The sequence below is a fragment of the Varibaculum cambriense genome (genome assembly GCF_032557235.1).
In the GTDB taxonomy this organism is placed as follows: Bacteria; Actinomycetota; Actinomycetes; order Actinomycetales; family Actinomycetaceae; genus Varibaculum; species Varibaculum cambriense_C.
Genome location: NZ_JAWGMB010000001.1, coordinates 61,617 through 78,892 on the forward strand (window position 1 = coordinate 61,617; position 17,276 = coordinate 78,892).

Genomic DNA, 17,276 nt, shown 5'->3' on the forward strand with positions numbered 1-17,276 from the left:
TTCGAATCTTTGGGCTTCGCCCAGAGCGGGGCTGGATGGTTTTTCTCAGATATAGCAGGCCAGGGTTGCTGCCAGCAATAGCACCACTGAGAGTACGGTTACCAGCAGGTTTCCAATTATTTGGGTGCGTTTAACGGTGGCGGTGGCGCGTTGGCGATCCACCAGGTCCGGCAGGCCTGTCCCCAGTTTTTTCCGTCCTCGCCTGCCGGAGATCACGGCCACCAGGTGCAATGCCCATCCGATAAGCGCTCCTATCAGGGCGCCACCTAAGTGTCCTTGCCAAGACACATTGGGGATGACGAACCCGATCAGCAGGTTAATTATTAGCAACCCACCCAGAGCGCTGGAGGAGCCGTGTAGGTTGCGGGTATAGACGAACACGCCTGCACATAATCCCAACACTGCTCCGGAGGCGCCGACTACCGCCTGCTGCTGCCCGGTAATCAGTGCCCACACCAAAGTGCCGAGCGATCCTCCCCAGGCCGAGAGCAGGTAGATAAGTAGGATCTGATAGTTGCTCATCACCCGGCGAGCGAGCTCACCCAGGATGTACAAGAACGCCATATTGGCCGCTAAATGTATGATCCCTCCATGTAGGAAGGCTGCGGTCAAAAACCGCCAGGGCTGAGTAAACCCCAAGGCGGGATAGAACAGAAACTGCTCTACCAGGCTCGGAGCCAACCATGAAGCCACATAGACAATCCCGCAGGCAATGATGAGGGCGTTGATTACATTGACGCGCTGCTTAGAGTTCGTCATTTGTCCCGATGATATTTTTTGCCACCGCTGAATTGGTGCAAGCCACAGCTTATTCGCTGATGTCGATGGATTCGATGGTGATGTCATCGAGCGGGCGGTCACGTCCGTCGGTGCTCACCGCGGCGATCGCATCTACCACGTCGCGGGATGCCTGGTCGGTTACTTTACCGAATACGGTATGTTTACCGTTTAGCCATTCGGTGGGTACCTGGGTGATGAAGAACTGGGATCCGTTGGTTCCCGGACCGGCATTGGCCATTCCCAGCACGTAGGGTTCATTGAAGGTCAGTCCCGGTACGATCTCGTCCCCGAAACGGTAACCGGGGCCACCGGTGCCGGTCCCCAGGGGATCGCCGGTCTGAATCATAAATCCCTGGATCACCCGGTGGAAAATCACCCCGTCATAGAGGGGTTCATTAGATTTAAGTCCGGTAGCCGGGTTTTGCCATTCGCGTTCGCCGGTGGCTAGACCTTTGAAGTTGTTTACCGTAATCGGCGTTTTATCCGGAAATAGTTCGACTTTAATGTCGCCTTTTGAAGTGTGAATTGTTGCTTCCATAGTTCTTATCCTTTCATGAAAGCCAAATTACCGACACTCAAGCTTACCGAAGAGTAGCTAAATCTGGAGGCTATTCTTCCCACAAGCTAGGCGGTAACGTTTAGACTAATAGAGTACAAGATGTTGCTACCGAAGCGGGGTGCTTCGGTATGCCTAAGACAAAGGAGCGAACATGAAGACATGCTGCCCCCATAAGCTGCTCAAACAGGCACGGAGTTTGGCAGATCAAGGCAAAGATATTGTTCTTGAGGGCGCTCAAGATCTGCAGGAAAAAGTTAGCAGTGAACTAGTACCGGGTGTAGAACATGCGGTAGACAACGTGCGTGACCAGTTCCATGAGGTAAAGAAGCATTCCGAGAAGTCTTTGAAGGAGGCTGCTAAGCAAGTGAAGAAACAATCAGCAGAAACATTTGGTAAACCGAAACCCAAGCGGGGGCGTAAGACCCTACTATTCCTGGTACTAGCTGCCGTAGCCGGTTGCGTTGGGTATGTACTGTACCGGCGTTCGCAACCAGTTGACGATCCGTGGGCAGAAGAATACTGGGAGGATGTAGAAGTGAGCGAATTCGATCCGCAGGAAGCTGCAGAAAAGGCTCAGGACAAGGCCAAAGAGGTTGCCGAGGACGTAGCCGATAAAGCCGACAAAGCCGTTGACGCAGTCAAAGACAAGGTTGAAAAGTAACCTGTAAGTTATTCAAATAGATAAAGCTGCCCTCCCTGCCCAAAGCAGGGAGGGCATTGTCTTACCAATTTTCAGGTTTAATACCCGATTAGGCATTAAACCACGTTTCAAGGATGGCTAGAGCGTACATAGGTTTGGTTGTCGGTATCCATAGATAAAGAAGAGGCCTAAGCGCTGAGTTATTTATAAGACAACCAGTTAAGTATTTATAAAAAGCTTATTTAATCTTAATAACATCCCGCTATTTAGCTATTATTTTCAACCTACTTGTCAGACGTCCTATGTTTATTGTAAGCTGTATCCGCCAACGGAATTTATGGAATGGAAGACAACGATGTCCGGTAGTTAGATTTGTAGTATCACCTATTCCCATCAGGGACTACGTGAGATATACATCATAACTCTGTTGTAAACGATCAATCAGGTGAGAAATTTTGCAGCAGAATGCATCAATTTGGGCATAGCAGTAGATGACCAGTCACCAATTACATAAAACTTTAACGCAACTGGCGATAACTGATACAAGGAGGCAAGATTATGAGTCGCAAAGATGCTACGCAGGATCTGGAAGAAAGGTTCTCTACAAACGGACAACCCGTAGACAGCCGTAAGCTGTGTACCCTCGTTAAGCAGGATTGTTGCGGTGTTATCGACATTAATCTAGCAACGACAATTCCTGGATGCATTTTCCGAGCAAATGGGAAAAACGGCTGCATTGAAATCAATATTTCTAGTGGGCAAATCACCGGGTTTGTACGTAGCGGACACGAACACCGAATCATTGATGCCGAAGATGTACCCGGAATTGATGACGGTTTCACACACTCGGTGGCTCTTTCATCGAACAAATCTGGTATGCATCTATTCTTCGACGGCTACGAAGCATTCTCAATCTCCCTGTCGACATGGTTTTCACAGATTGAAATCGAGGACATCACAATCAACCCTCAAGGTGTCCACGAAGTCAGCTACTTCGGGGTTTGGGCTGGTCAAACGGAACCAGAATTTCCTCTTTCAATAGCATGCACACCAAACTCTGTTGTAGAGTTCGGTGGCTCCGCGTTATCACCTTGGGATGTGCGCAAAGTTAGTGGCCTTACCAAGGGAAGCGTGCGGGCAAAATTCCGCACTCGCGGCGAAGGTCAGTTCGGTGTAATCATGGCTGCTAAGGGAACGCAAGGAGCTCTGTGTCTGGGGATCGAAAAAGGGGGTAGTTTCTATTTCCAGGCATCGGTAGATACCGAGGTTATTGCTGAAATTACGGCGCCGGGACACTGGGATGATGGAAGGGTGCATGAGCTCGTGCTCGTAAGCGGAAGGGGCGCTACCACGATATTCGTAGATGGATACGAAGTCGTTCATTCCCCAGGAGCAGTTTTCTTCGACGATATTGGAAATCTGAAAAGCGTCCTAGTTGGAGAGGATCTGGATGGAACCAAGCTATTCGGAGAAGTCTCCTCCGCAGAGATCTATAAGCAGGTTCTAACTGACCATCAAGTTAAAAGACTAGCTGGTGTTGCCCCTTTAGTAACTCAGGCACTCTTCGATACGGGGTTGATGGGTGCTAAGAACTACCGCATTCCCTCAATTATCACCTGCAAATCAGGAGTGGTTATCGCAGGCGCCGACCAGCGAGTAAGTATCGCAAACGACAGTCCGAACGACATTAATTTCGTTATTCGACGTAGTCTAGATAATGGTAAGACCTGGACAGATCCTCAGACAGTACTCCAGTACCCCGGAAGTGGAAGACTGGGAGCCTCTGTTATTGACTCCGTCCTCGTACAAGATCAATCATCAGGTCGCGTGATCTGCCTGATCGATCACTTTCCCGGCGGAATCGGGCAGCCGAACGCCAAGGTTGGCACCGGATGCTCGGAAGATGGCACTAAAATTCTACACGACCGTGATGGCAACGAATATCACCTGATGGATGACGGAATAGTTAATAACTTAGACGGTACATCCACTGACTACCTTGTAGACAAGCTTGGAAATGTGACAGTTCAGGGCGAACCAGCTGGAAATATCTATCTAGCGCCAGGAGTCGACTCTAACGAATCATTATTCGAACATCCCTCATGCCACTTACTCATGGTTTTTAGTGATGACGATGGGGAAACCTGGAGCGCCCCTGTAGACTTGACTCCTCAGATTAAAGAGGAGTGGATGCGTTTTTGTGGAACCTCTCCGGGGAATGGAATCCAGCTTCAGATTGGAAAGCACAAGGGACGAATCTTGGTTCCGATTTACTTCAACCATGAGAGCGGTTTGGCATTTTCGTGTGCAGCTGCCTATTCCGATGATGGTGGAGAAACTTGGCACCGTGGGCAATCGCCGAACGATGGCCGGGTCGTTGACGGGAAAGAAGTATTTGCCCGAAATCTCGAGGATGAGCGAGCCTATTGTCACGAATCTGTCCTAGTAGAAGGAGAGGACGGCACTGTCCACGTCTGGATGAGGAATCTAAATCCCCGCGGTCGAGTCGCTCACGCAATAAGCGATGACGGTGGCGAAAACTGGGGAGAAGTCACATTTGTTGAACAAATACCTGAAATATTTTCGCAGCCGAACGCCATTCGGGTCTACGATGAGGATTCAAAGCCGGGAATCCTGTTTGCGAATGCTTCCCAACTTCTTCCTTTCAGGGGACGAGGGGTCGTGCGACTATCCTATGATGACGGATTAACATGGCCGCATAACAAAGTCTTTAACCCGCGTCACTATGTATACCAATGTATGACACAAATGCCCGATGGAACTATTGGTCTCCTGTGGGAGAGAGAACTGCAAGGAGTTTTCTTCACATCGTTTCCTCTGGCTTGGGTTACAGAATCGCATTCAACTATCAGCTGAATGTAGCTTGTATTCTTGCTCCTTTTTCAAAACAACACTCACCTTTTGTGCTATCCAGCAAACCTTTAAATAGACGTTTCAAAGGAGAAATAAATAATGTCTGAACAAACACAGAAAATACCCTGGTATAAGGAAATCGGGGCACAACGTTGGAAGGCGTTTTTCGCCGCCTGGATTGGAGTGGTGCTAGACGGATATGATTTTGTCCTAATCTCGTTGGTGCTTTCCGAGATTATCGACACTTTTAGTCTGACACTTGTTGAGGGAACCGCCCTTGTTTCCGCCGCATTCATCTCCCGGTGGTTTGGCGGACTAGTTCTGGGCGCCATGGGGGACAAGCATGGACGTAAACCTGCGATGATTGCTTCGATTCTTCTGTTCACAATTGGGTCTTTAATGTGTGGTCTGGCGCCAAACTGGACGGTTCTTTTCCTCGCGCGTTTACTTATCGGCTTTGCTATGGCAGGAGAGTATTCCTCTTCCGCGACCTATATTATTGAGCTTTGGCCAGTTCGTATGCGCAACCGCGCTTCGGGTTTCATGCTTTCTGGCTACGCCGTTGGGTCGATTTTTGCAGCACAGATATATCGTTTGCTCGTGCCCTGGGTGGACAGTTGGCATCCCAACTGGGGGTGGCGTGCACTATTCCTAACCGGAATGATTCCGATTCTTGTAGCTTTATATATGCGCCGTCGTCTTCCAGAGGCTGCGGATTGGGAAAGTGTTAAGCAGTCCGATGATAATGAACGCCTGCATGAAAAAAATATGCTTACCATCCTTTACAGGGGGAACAATCGGGTAGTTAACTATCTACTTACCGTGTTAGCTTTGACTCTCTTACTCTTAATTTTCACGAGCATTGTTCATGGCGGACTATTAGTTACCTTGCTTGCCCTCATCTGTGCGGGAATTTTCGTGTGGTTTGTTTACCAGTCCGATCCGACCCGTTGGGCGGTGGGCGTTGCAATTATGTTGACGATTTTTTGTTCATTCATCTACACCTGGCCGATTCTTGGTTTATTGCCGACATATTTGAAGAGCGATCTGTCTATGGATGCCGGACTGGTAGCGGCTATCGTTTCGTATGCCAACCTCGGAAATATGTGTGGCTATATTCTTTCGGGATTCCTTGGCGACAGACTAGGAATGCGCCGTTGGTACGTAATCTCCCTGCTTTTATCTCAAGTACTAGTATTCCCTTGCTTTATGATCGGCGGAAAATATGCAGTCTTGATCGGTATCCTGTTATTCTTCCAGCAAATGTTTGGACAAGGCATTTCGGGACTGGCACCCAAGTGGGTCTCTAGCTACTTCCCAATTGAAAAGCGTGCTGCGGGGCTAGGTTTTTGCTATAACGTTGGTGCTCTAGGAGGTGCAGTTGGACCAATCGTGGGAGCTTCCATCTCATCCGCTGTTCCCTTAGGGATAGCCTTGGCAACTATTTCAGTTGGAGGTGCACTCGTAGTTATTCTCTCTGTTGGGCTGAACCTTCCACGCAGAATTCAAGCTGCAATTAATCCTGCCACGGTTCGACCAGAAGACGGTATGGATGAGAGTGAATTACCTACCCTCGATCGGGTTGAAGAATAAGAAAATCTAAATAGAAATTTGCGCGGTCTTTTTTTAAAGACCGCGCAAATTTTATTGTGCTCGAAAAATGATGGAGATTTTATGAAACTGGGCACGGGTACGGGACATTACCCCGACTCGTGAAGTTTTTTGGGGTTTTTCTATTTTATTTACGCTTATAGGGGTGTTTTGGATGGCGGTTTTGGTTAGACTGTTCGGGTTAAGCCTTGTTTGCGTAAAGTCAGAAACTCTTCAGATACTGTTGCTGTGTAGATAGTGGAAAAGCAGGGGCATGTCAAGCGAGTTTCGAAGCATATTGGTTCGGCAAATGAGTAAGCTTGCTTTTTACTCCAGGGAGGGCATTATTCTGCCATTTTTACCGCTGTAGCCACGTGAAATACTTTGGCGCGGGTCTGGCTGGACAGTAAGCTACTCACTAACTAACGCAAAGCGGGCATAAGTTTTTCCTCCTGCCCAGAGTTCGCAAGATACCGCAGGTATCTTACGAACTCTATGCCCACCGCGCCTACTCGGATAAAACTTATGCCCGCTTCACACAGATATCCTTTTACCGTTCCAGATCTATTCAAGTACGTGAGCGGCTTAGAAAGTACCAGACAAAGATAAGCCCCTCCCCCGCGCTCCCTTTCGGGTGAAATAAAGCGGCAGAAACGTTAACCAGAGAACGATTTTCTGGCAAAACACCAGGGTCGCGGCCGGTAAAAGATACGAGAGGGGCTTGACCTGCGAAGCAGGTCACGGGGTCCCCGGAGTGCTTTTACCGAGCCAGACCCCACTTTTAGCGCGCGATTTTATAGACCCGAAAGCGAGCGCGGCTACATAGCACTCGGGGTCGGAAGCAAGGCTTCCGACCCCGAGATCCTTCTAGCTATTTAGTTGTATGTTTTTCCTAGTCCTCTAGTTCTTCGCGCTGGTAGCGACGGATCAGTACTAATCCAACTCCCGCAACCATTGCTAGAACACCGGTCATTGCCATGATTCCGGTGGTGGAACCGGTCTTAGCTAAGACCGTGCGCACCACGCTCGGGAACCCACCAGAGGGGGTTCTCGGAGTCGGTCCGGGAGGTGTTGTGCCCGGAGTGTTCGGAGTCTTGGGGGTTTCCGGAGTTTCCGGAGGCGTGCCCGGTGTCGGGTTCTCCACGCTCAAGGTCTGGGCAGCATCATTAATGTCATGGTGCTGCGCTACCTTCTTAGCCCCAGGGCTAGGCTCTCCGTCTTTAATATCCGCAGTCTTGTACAGATCTTCGAATACTACGTATTGCTTATTAGCCTGAATAGCTTCACCTTTAACCTTGAAGTAGACTTTCGCCTCTCCTGAAGTTTCGCCTTCCTTGACGGAGAAGGATCCGCGTTCAGCTGTAGCTGCCACTTGGAGTTTGCCGTCCTTGTCCAGGTAAGTTAGCGGAACGTTGGTGGCTTTATCCATCAGGCTTCCGGTGATGGTGTATTCACCAGGCTCCAGGTTCTTCCACTTGACTGTATCTACGATCACCGCGTCTTGACCTGGGGTCAATACCGGTTTACCAAGATTCGCATCCTTGGTTCCATCGTTGAAGGTAGTGCCGTTCTTAGCAACCGTGGCAATCTCCGGGGTCTTTTCTTCCGGTGATGCCGGCGGAGGCGTTACCTGAACCGTCTGGTCGGCATCCTCTAGGTTGGAGTGATCCACTACCGGAGTAGCTTTACCCACTACCTTGCCATCTTTAACATCGGAGGCTTTGTAGACCTTTTCAAAGACTACCCAGCTGGCCTTGGTCGAGATCTTGTCTCCCGGCACTGTGAACAGCGCGTAGATGGTTCCGGTCTTTTCACCTTTCTTGACTTCGAAGTCAACCGCCGGGGTGTTGGACCCTACGACTGGTTTACCGGTTAGCTTGTCCATCAAGGTACCGATCATCGTGTACTTGCCTGGTTTCAGGTTCTTCCAGGTAGCAACATCTTGCACCTGAGCGTTCTCACCCTTCTTAAGGTTGAGGACTTTGTCCTGATCGGCGTTGTCGCGAGCAATGGTCCCTAGTTCTGGGAAGTCCTTGCTGTAGGTATTCGTAATGGTTACCTGAATCTCGGGAACCACTTTGGTATCTACATCGGGCACCGTGAACTGAGCGGTTTGCGTACCAATCTTCGAAACCGTCATTGCCGGATCCGAGGAGCTGAAGCTGATCGTATCGGGGAGAATCCCGTCGGGGTTCGCCTCATCGGTCAGCATTTCAGTCAAGGTACATACCGTTCCCACCTGCAGCTGCTTGTCAGCAGGCAGTCCGGCGGATACACCGGCAGGCATATCGAATTCGAATGCTCCTCCGAAGTTCTTGTCACAGCTGATGGTGAACTTGAACTTACGATCCTTATCCGGAACCTCACCGTCGAGAACTTTCTCAGTTACCTTGGTGAAAGTAATGGCTGGCGGTCCCTTCGGACTTTCAACCACGCGCACGGTCTGGTTGATAGCGTTCAAATCCAGTTCGGACACTACCGGCTGAGCGTCTTCATTGGGACGCCCGGTCTTAGAATCCACATCGCTTGCGCGGTAGATCCGTTCAAAGACCACGAACTTTGCTCCTACCGTTGAGGTAGCAGTTGCCGGTAGCTGGATCTTGGTAGTCACACTGCCGGCCTCTTCACCATTGTTAACAGTGAAGGGAACCGCCTTGGTGGTGGCTCCGGCAACCGGATTGCCCTTGGCGTCTACCAGTTCGCTGAGCGCCTGGTAGTTACCGGCAGGCAGGTTCTTCCAGTTAACAGTGTCGGTGACTACCGCAGCTTTACCTTTTTGGATTTCCTTTTCATTGGCCCCATCGGTGGTGGCAGTGGTGCTTACCGAGGGTGCCTCGGTAACGGTCACGGTTTGCGCATCATCACTGGGGTCATTGTGGGAAACCACGGTTGAGGTGTTCGGCTTCGGGCTCTTGCCGTCAGTATCTTCATAGTTGTACAGGTATTCGTACACTACGTACTTTCCAGCTTGACTGATGGCTCCTGCCGGCACATTGAACTTCATGGTGGTGCTACCTGCCAAGGAGTTGTCCTTGGTGATTTCAACTACCACTGGTTCATTGGTAACTCCCGCTACCGGAGCAGCGTTGTTATCGGTAATGTGCATTAGTTTACCGGTCAGCAGGTATTTACCTTCAGGTAGGTTCTTCCAGGTGACTTTATCGGTCACGGTGGTAGCAGTTCCTGCCTGCACGGTTGAGGTACCGTTATCGGTTACCGCGTTGGTCTGCAGTTCCGGTTTGCCCATCTTGTTGTAGGTGTTGGTCACGTTCACCAGCACTTCCGGCACCTGATCGGTGGCCGCCGGTACGGTGAAGTGTGCCGATCCTGCAGTTGAGTCTTGCTGCACGCTGAACCCGTTGGTTCCGCTGGTCAGCGAGACTGACGGTGTTACCTGCTGCTCGACTGCGTTATTGAGATCCTCGTTAATGGAGCATACGTAGCCACTGCGCAGATTGGTTACCTCGGTTGCCTTGTCCGGACGTACCAGCAAGGTCTTATCGCCTGCCGGCTGGCCGTCCTTATCACGGCAACTCAAGGTGAAGTAGTAGGCGCGGTTATTGGATACCTCCATACCCGAGGCCACTACCTTCTTCATAATCTTCACTTTGGCAGCCGGAGGAGTCGGAGGCGTGATGGCCTCTACTGTCTGGTCTGCGTCGGTGATTACGGCGTGTTCTGCAACCGGCTTGGCATCCTGGTTCGGGGTTGTGCCGTTTACATCACCTGTGCGGTAAACATATTCGAATACCACGTAGGAGTTGTTGGCTTTCAGTGAGTCGCCGGTAACCGTGAACTTAATGTCCTGCTTACCGTTCTTTTCACCCTCTTTGACTGTGAACTTAACCGGAGCGGAGGTGTAGGAAGTTACCGCTTTTTCGGTCTCTTTGTCCATCAGCTTACCGATGAGGACATAGTCACCAGGTAGCAGGTTCGCCCAGGATACCTCGTCCACGATGGTGGCGGAGGTTCCAGCATAAACCTGGTTGGCCTGCTTGGTTTGGCCATACATACCCTTGGTGCCGTTGGCATCTTTAGCGGAGGTCGCCACAGTGGGCTTTTCCGGTGTCGGGTAGGTGTTGGTCGCAGTAAAGACTACGTTTACTTCGGTCAGCTCTTCTGCCGGCATCTTGAAGGAGGCCGAGTTATCAGAAGTGATCAGACCGATCTTCTCGGAGTCCGCGCTGAAGGTTACCTGGGAGGGGGCAATGCCCGCTACCTTGGCAGTCTCGCGATTCTCAGTAAGGGTGCAGTTAGCTCCCTTTACGTAGGGCAGCGAGATCTTGGATCCGGCAGTAACCTTGTAGGTCTGCTGCTTGGATTGTCCGTCAAACGGGCTAGAGCACTTCAGGGTGAAGACAAACTCCTTGGTGGAGGGAACCTCTAGTCCTTCACTCTTAACAACTTTCTGCAAAGTTAGTGTCGGAGTTACCGGGCTTTGCGGTTCTTCACCAGTGGTTACCGTTTGAGCGGAGTCGTTGAGATCCGAGTGTTCAACGACTGGTTTCTTTCCGTCCTTAACGTTGCCGTTTTCATCGACATCGCCTTGGCGGTAAATCTTCTCGAAGGCTACGAACTGGGAGTTCGCTTTCACCTGCTCTGCGGGAACGGTGAACGTCATTTCTTGGATACCCTTTAGCTCGCCGCTGCTAACGGTGAACTTCACGATTTCCGCATTTACGTTCGGTACCGGCTGTTTGGTTCCCTTGTCCATCAAGGTGCCTACCAGCACGTAGTTTCCGGCAGGGAGTTTCGTCCAAGTTACGCGGTCAAGCACTTTAGCCGGAGTCTTGGCATCAAATACCTTGGTTCCAGCAGAACTCTGAGCGGTAGTTGCTGCCCGTGGCCCTTCGTTTACCGTCTGATTTTCATCATTCGGATCCTCATGCTTGGTGATTACTGTCTGGTCACCGGGAGTGTTGGGTTCGCCCGGATGGAGGTATTCGAAGGCCACCAGTTTCGCGTTCTGACGAATCTGTCCCACGGTAACCTGGAAGGTCATCTTGGCTTCACCGGACTGGAGGGTTCCAGCCTCACCAGGAACAGTGAATGCCTTGGAGGTGGAGCTGACACCAATCGGGTTACCGGAACCATCAACCAGTTTCCCGGTCAAATGGTAGGTTTTACCAGCTTCTAGGTTCCGGTATTTCACGGTGTCAACCAGGGTTACCAGATCGCTATCGGCTTTACCAGTGGTATCGATCTGCTTGTTCCCACCCTCGTCGGTTAGTACCGTCGCAATCCAGGGGTTAACCTGTTTGGTCTGGTTTTCGTCCTTGGGATCTTCGTGCTTAGTGACCGGTTCGAACCCGCCTTCAACCTGCAGGTCTAGCTTTTCGAACGCTACTAGCGTCGAGTACTTGGCTACCTCTGCTTGGGTCAGCTTGAAGGGTAGTTCCACTACTCCGCTGGGCGTGGTAATGGTTACTTCCTTTTCGGCTTTGATTCCGGTGCGGGTGGCATCGGTCTTATCCGCGTTAGGTACTACCAGTTCTCCGGAGAACTTGTAGGTCTTGCCGACCTCCAGGTTCCAGTAGCTGATCTTATCGGTCATGGTGTAGATGTGATCAGCGCCCTCAACCAGGTCGATATTTCCATTGCGTCCTTCGCCTTTCAGCTCAGTAGCAATCTTCGGCTCATCGGGGGTCTGGTATTCGTTGGCGGCCTGTACGGCGACCGGGGTCTTCGCATCTGAACCGATGGTTACAGTCGCGCTGGTTCCGGAGGCCGGACCTACGCCTTTACCTTTACCGTCAACTGTCCAGCTTACGGTCTGGGCATTGGTGCCTTTAGGTAGTACTTGCTGCTCAGTTACGGTACAGACGGTACCTGCCCGGAACTGGGCGTCCGCCACTACCGGCTCACCGCCCGGCTTCACGTTGGAGATATTACCGTGGGCGCCATCCGAGCACTCATAGGTGAAGTTGAAGCTGGTGGGCAGGTTCTTAATCTTGTCCTTGCCTTCACCGGCTACCTTGACCGAAGTCTTCTGCACGGAGAAGGTACCCTTTTGTTCGATCGCCTTGTAGGTGTTGGTGGCTTTAACTACCACGTTTGCCTGTTTACCGCTTTCTTTCCACTGTGCCTCAGTCATCGACTTCGAGATGGTGAAGGTGTTAGCGGACGCGGTAGAGGAATCATTCTGGGTGCCGTTCCAGCTAATCGAGTGCTTCACTTTGGCGGTGGACAGTTCGTCTACCGGAATGAAGTTACCCTTGCTGTCAATAGCACCGAGCTCTTCAACCTTAACTTGGCTGCCGACCGGCAAACCCCAGGCCGAGTAGGATCCACCAGCTGTAATGGTTTTCTCTACTTCGTGGGTGTTGGAGCCGTCCATATAGGTCAGTTTGAACTTGTAAGACTGGATATCCAGAGCCTGGTCAGCGCTGCCTTGAACTTCTTTCTTCAGGGTGAACCCGCCGAGCTGCTGGCTGTAATTGTTGGTCGCCAAAATCTTAGCTTTAGCTGCGGCTTTGTTCAGCTTAATGGTGAGTTCTAGTTTCCCGTCGGTTCCGGTTACTTCCGCACCGTTGGTAGCGCTTGCCCGTAGCTCAGAACCTACATAGTCAGCGTTTGCGCTAGACTTAGGCGTTTCTTCCCATACTTTACATACGGTGTTTACGGGCAGGTCGTTTAGCTGCGGGTTGGCAGGGTCAGCGCTGGTGAAGGTCTCACCGTGCTTCAGCTTGAAGCTGCCTTTAACCGCGTTAGCATTGCCGGGAATCTCGCAGGAGTATCCGAAGTCGAAGGCTACGTCTTTCAGGACGGTGCCGGGGTCTACTACTCCGGCGACTAGCTTCTCTACCTCGAAGCCGCCAACTTTTTGGTTAACGTATTTGTTTTCTACGTTGATGGTGGCTTTTTGGTTTTCACCGGCTTTAATCGGGTTGGATAGTGCCGCGTTGTGCAGTACTTGTCCCCCGATAGTTACTTGCTGAGGCGCTTTACCGTTAAACGTGGTGTTCAAAGTGGTGTTGGGTACGTTGATACCGGTGGTATCTTCGTAGACTGCACACTGGGAACCTACTGGAATACCAGTGATGGTTACGCTTCCACCTTTGTTTACGCTAATGGAGGTTAGCGGCTTGGTTACGCTTTCGGCCTTCTGTCCGGTAGCACAGATGTATTTCATTTCAAATGTGCCCGGAATGGTACCTGCGCCAGCAGTTCCGTCTACAACCTGCTTGGAGATTCCCAGTTGCCCGGTCTTCTCGGTGTAGGTGTTGGTGGCAACTAGGGCGAGCTGACTGGCAGCTTCTGCCTTGAAGGTTGCTACTCCGTCGGCCACGCTTTGGGCACCTTGCCATTGCAGCTGCCGATCCAGGTTCTCCGGAGTCGCACTATTTTCCTTGATCTGGCAGGTTACGCCGGGCTTTACTTTGATTGCCGCGGAGGTTTCTCCTGCTTTCAAGCTAGGTAGAGCGTTCCAGGAAGAGTCACCGTCACACTTGTAGGAGAAGTCGAAGGAGTTCGGCACACTGAAGTGGGTTACCCCGGCTGCTTCTACGTTCTTGCGAACGGTGAATTTTGCTTCTTTCGGCGTGTAAGTATTGGTGGCAGTCACCACTACGGTCTTAGCGTTGTCCTCGGTTAGGTTGAACTTCGCTACAGTACCGTCACTGCTGGTTTCGGTGCCAGTGAATTTCACTTTTACCGTATTCTGGGTGTCGGCTACTGCTTTTTCACTTACCTGACAGCTCATGCCGCTGGTTAGTGCCGGGTTGGAGACAGTGGTCTCGCCTTGGCTGGCACCTTTGCGCACCAACACGGTGGCGGTGGTCTTGAAACCGTCACAGCTTACATCGAAGTCGAATACCCGATCGTCATCGGTGTTGCCACCGACGGTCTTTTTAACGATCTTGAACTCGGCGGGTACCGGATTCTTCGGGGTTACGGTGATGGTTTGGGAACCATCGGTGATTTCTTCGTGTTTCGCGTAGGGGTCGCCGCTCGGCTCGGTGCGTTGCTCGCCTTGGTAGATGCGTTCGAATACTACGTATTTACCGTCGGCTTTTACTTTGGAACCGGGTACGGTGAGTTCTACCCGGGTGGAGCCATTTTCGGAACCGTTGGTAAATACTTGACGTCCGGTAGCAATAATGTCTTTCCGGTTGTCTTTATTTACCAAGGTGGCGAAAGCAGTGTAAGTGCCGGGTTTGAGGTCTTTGTAAGTGATCTGGTCTTTGACTTTAAAGTCTTGGCCATCGGCCTCAACCGCGCTGATTAGCGATTTCCCGTCATCACGTACCCATGCTTTGGTCTCAATGGTGGGTAGCTTGTGCTGCTTCGGGTTCACCGAGACGGTCTGTCCCTTGTCGTTGGGATCTTCGTGGGATGCCACGAGGATTCCAGCAGTGTTGTCAGCACCTTTAAATACTTTTTCGTACACCACATAGGAGGCACCTGCTTCGATTTGTTTAGCAGGCAGGGTGAACGTTAGTTCTTGGACACCTTTTAACTCTCCTGGGTTTACCGTGAAGTTTTTAGCTGCTTTAGTGCCCTCTACCGGGGTTACCTGGTTTCCTACTTTCTTCATCAGCTGTCCGCTGAGGGTGTAGGTTCCAGGGTTCAGCTTATTCCAAGTGACCGTGTCCTTGATGAGGACGTCTTTACCTTCTTCAGGTACCGCTACTTTACCGTTATCGGTGGATTCGCCTTGCGCCTGGGCACTGGTTCCGATGCGCGGTTTTTCGGTTACGGTCTGGTTTTTGTCCGTCTTATCTTTGTGTTCGGTAACTTTGGTTCCGGTGTCAGGGTTGGTGCCTTGATAGAGGGTCTCGAATGCTACCAGTTTCGCGTTTTTGCGGATTTTAGCTACTGGTACTTGGAACTTGATGTTGATGGTTCCGGAATAGTAGCCGTTGCCGTTGTCGCTTGCCCCGGACGCTTTGGGGTCAAAGGGGTCAGAGACGGCGGTTTCGCCTACGCTGTTGCCGTCACCGTCTACCAGTTCACCTTTAATGACGTAGTTTTGTCCGCCCTTAAGATTCTTAAAGGCTACCTTGTCTATAAGGGTTACGGTGTCGGTATCGGCTTTGCCGGCAGTATCGATTACCTTGGCTCCATCGCTGCCTTCCAAAGTGGTGCCGATGCTAGGCTCCGGAGCCACCGGGCAGGTAGAGGTGAATTCGAAAGAGCTGGAGGCAGAACCGGAAACGGCTACTACATATTTGCCGAGGTTCACCTGGGACTGGAACTGAACGTATTTCCCTGTAGTCTTGGGGTTCTTGAAGATATAAGTCCGAGTGATCTCAATACTGCCTTTGAAGGACGCATTGATATTAGCTTTCTGGACAGCTCCGGAACAAGCGGCAGCGTTATCAAATTTAACGCCCACTAAAATTCCGCCCGGCGAAGCAGCTTTCGCAATTGAAGTATCGGAGGGCAGGACTAAGTTATCCGAGCCGCTGATCTGCAAGCTACCTTTAGCCTCTTGCAACAGAGCAATGGCCTCCGAACTACCAATCAGGTTCACCCGGAAGTGAGTGTCATCGGCGCGGGTAACGCTGAGCTTGATCGATTCCAGTAGCTGCTTATTATTTTGATAGGCTGCTTCATCCTTAGCCATGCTGGCCGCAGTTTCGGCTTTCCATTTGGCCAATGCCTCTTTATAAGCCTTTTCATCAGCGATCTGCTGATCTTTAAGTGCCTGATACGCCTGCCACATCTTGATTTCGGCATTGGCGATGTTCCGAATATGCGGCAATACTGCCCGCGCCACATTGGTAACAGTCCAATCGATGGTTCCCTTTCGATAGACAAAAATTCCGTCTGCGGCAGAATTCTTCTCAATGGCCCAAACTAGAGCCTGGGCGGCGCCATTTTTCTGGTACGGATCTAACTGATTGAACAGATCCAAGGCAGCTTTATGTTCTTCGATCAGTAATTTGTTCTGCTCGTAAAAATCTTTTCCGGCTGGGTAACTAGTGTCAACATCCATCAGACGACGATCCCCACCGTTATAGATGTACGCTAAAGCCTTTAGCTCTCGTTGAATCTTAGGGTCGGAGACCATACGACCTGTCGATGATCTGTCAACAGAACCTACCGCATCGCCAGCATCAATAGATACTTTCAAACCTTTTTCCGTATGCCCCGGTTTGCTGGGATCTAACCAGGAGGGGTCAATCCCAAAACCAGGCTGTGCGCAGAATGAACTAGTGTAGTATTCCGGTGCTTTAGTCAGGACACCCTGTTGATTAACATCTCGATAGACATCTCCGCGGTTTTTTACCATCAGGTAATTCGCATTATGCATCCGAAGCGTGTTGGGGAGCTCTACCTCCCAATCATTCGACCACCCATTACTCTGGGCAATCGCATTGTTATACGCGTCTCTCAGCTGAGTATTTGGCCAATGATTGTTCCTCTGACCGAACTGTTCCGCCCAAAATATAGTTCCCTCGGCAAAAGGCGGATTAGGTATATCCCAGTTTCCGTCCTCTATCTCCTGGAAATTCATGCCGGCTTCTACGGCTTTGAAATCTTTTGCTAATTGGGCATTCTCCGTATCGGAGGCCTGGGAGGGGGCTACCAAGGTGGTGATAGTCCATGCCAGGGCTAATGCAGCAGCTAATCCAGCGACGATCCAACGCCGCAACAATTTAGCAGTTTGACTGTTAATCATTATTCATCCTGTGTCTACTAGAAGGAGGGATCGACATCTCCACCAACAGATCCTGACGAGGCGTTCGCCTGGGTTATGTCACGCCCAAACGCCCCGCCTGGAGGGACCTGGCCTGTTGTCAATGCCGACAGGAACACTATTAACTTGTCTAGGTGTAGTTAATTTATTTTAATACACTTACCATCTTACAAGATTTTCATAGAACA

Annotated in this window: 6 protein-coding genes; 3 read left to right on the plus strand and 3 right to left on the minus strand. The window is 50.9% G+C overall.

The window, feature by feature from the left end; translation table 11 throughout:
• Positions 1-45: 45 nt before the first annotated feature.
• Positions 46-759: a rhomboid family intramembrane serine protease gene (locus E6072_RS00245; RefSeq protein WP_316690294.1), complete on the minus strand. Its 714-nt coding sequence runs from the start codon at positions 757-759 to the stop codon at positions 46-48.
• A gap of 49 nt (positions 760-808) precedes the next feature.
• Positions 809-1,318, minus strand: coding sequence for a peptidylprolyl isomerase (locus tag E6072_RS00250; protein ID WP_316690295.1), 510 nt, complete (start codon positions 1,316-1,318; stop codon positions 809-811).
• A gap of 172 nt (positions 1,319-1,490) precedes the next feature.
• Here E6072_RS00250 and E6072_RS00255 point away from each other — a divergent pair, with 172 nt between their 5' ends.
• From E6072_RS00255 to E6072_RS00265, 3 genes are all read left to right on the plus strand, one after another.
• Complete coding sequence (locus E6072_RS00255) at positions 1,491-2,000, plus strand: hypothetical protein (RefSeq protein WP_316692993.1); 510 nt, start codon at positions 1,491-1,493, stop codon at positions 1,998-2,000.
• 537 nt (positions 2,001-2,537) lie between these two features.
• Positions 2,538-4,856: a sialidase family protein gene (locus tag E6072_RS00260; protein ID WP_316692994.1), complete on the plus strand. Its 2,319-nt coding sequence runs from the start codon at positions 2,538-2,540 to the stop codon at positions 4,854-4,856.
• Positions 4,857-4,952: 96 nt separating this feature from the next.
• On the plus strand, positions 4,953-6,446 hold the full coding sequence (locus tag E6072_RS00265; RefSeq protein WP_316692995.1) for an MFS transporter: 1,494 nt from the start codon (positions 4,953-4,955) through the stop codon (positions 6,444-6,446).
• 889 nt (positions 6,447-7,335) lie between these two features.
• Here E6072_RS00265 and E6072_RS00270 read toward each other — a convergent pair.
• Positions 7,336-17,070: a VaFE repeat-containing surface-anchored protein gene (locus E6072_RS00270; protein WP_316692996.1), complete on the minus strand. Its 9,735-nt coding sequence runs from the start codon at positions 17,068-17,070 to the stop codon at positions 7,336-7,338.
• Between the last annotated feature and the right edge of the window lie 206 nt (positions 17,071-17,276).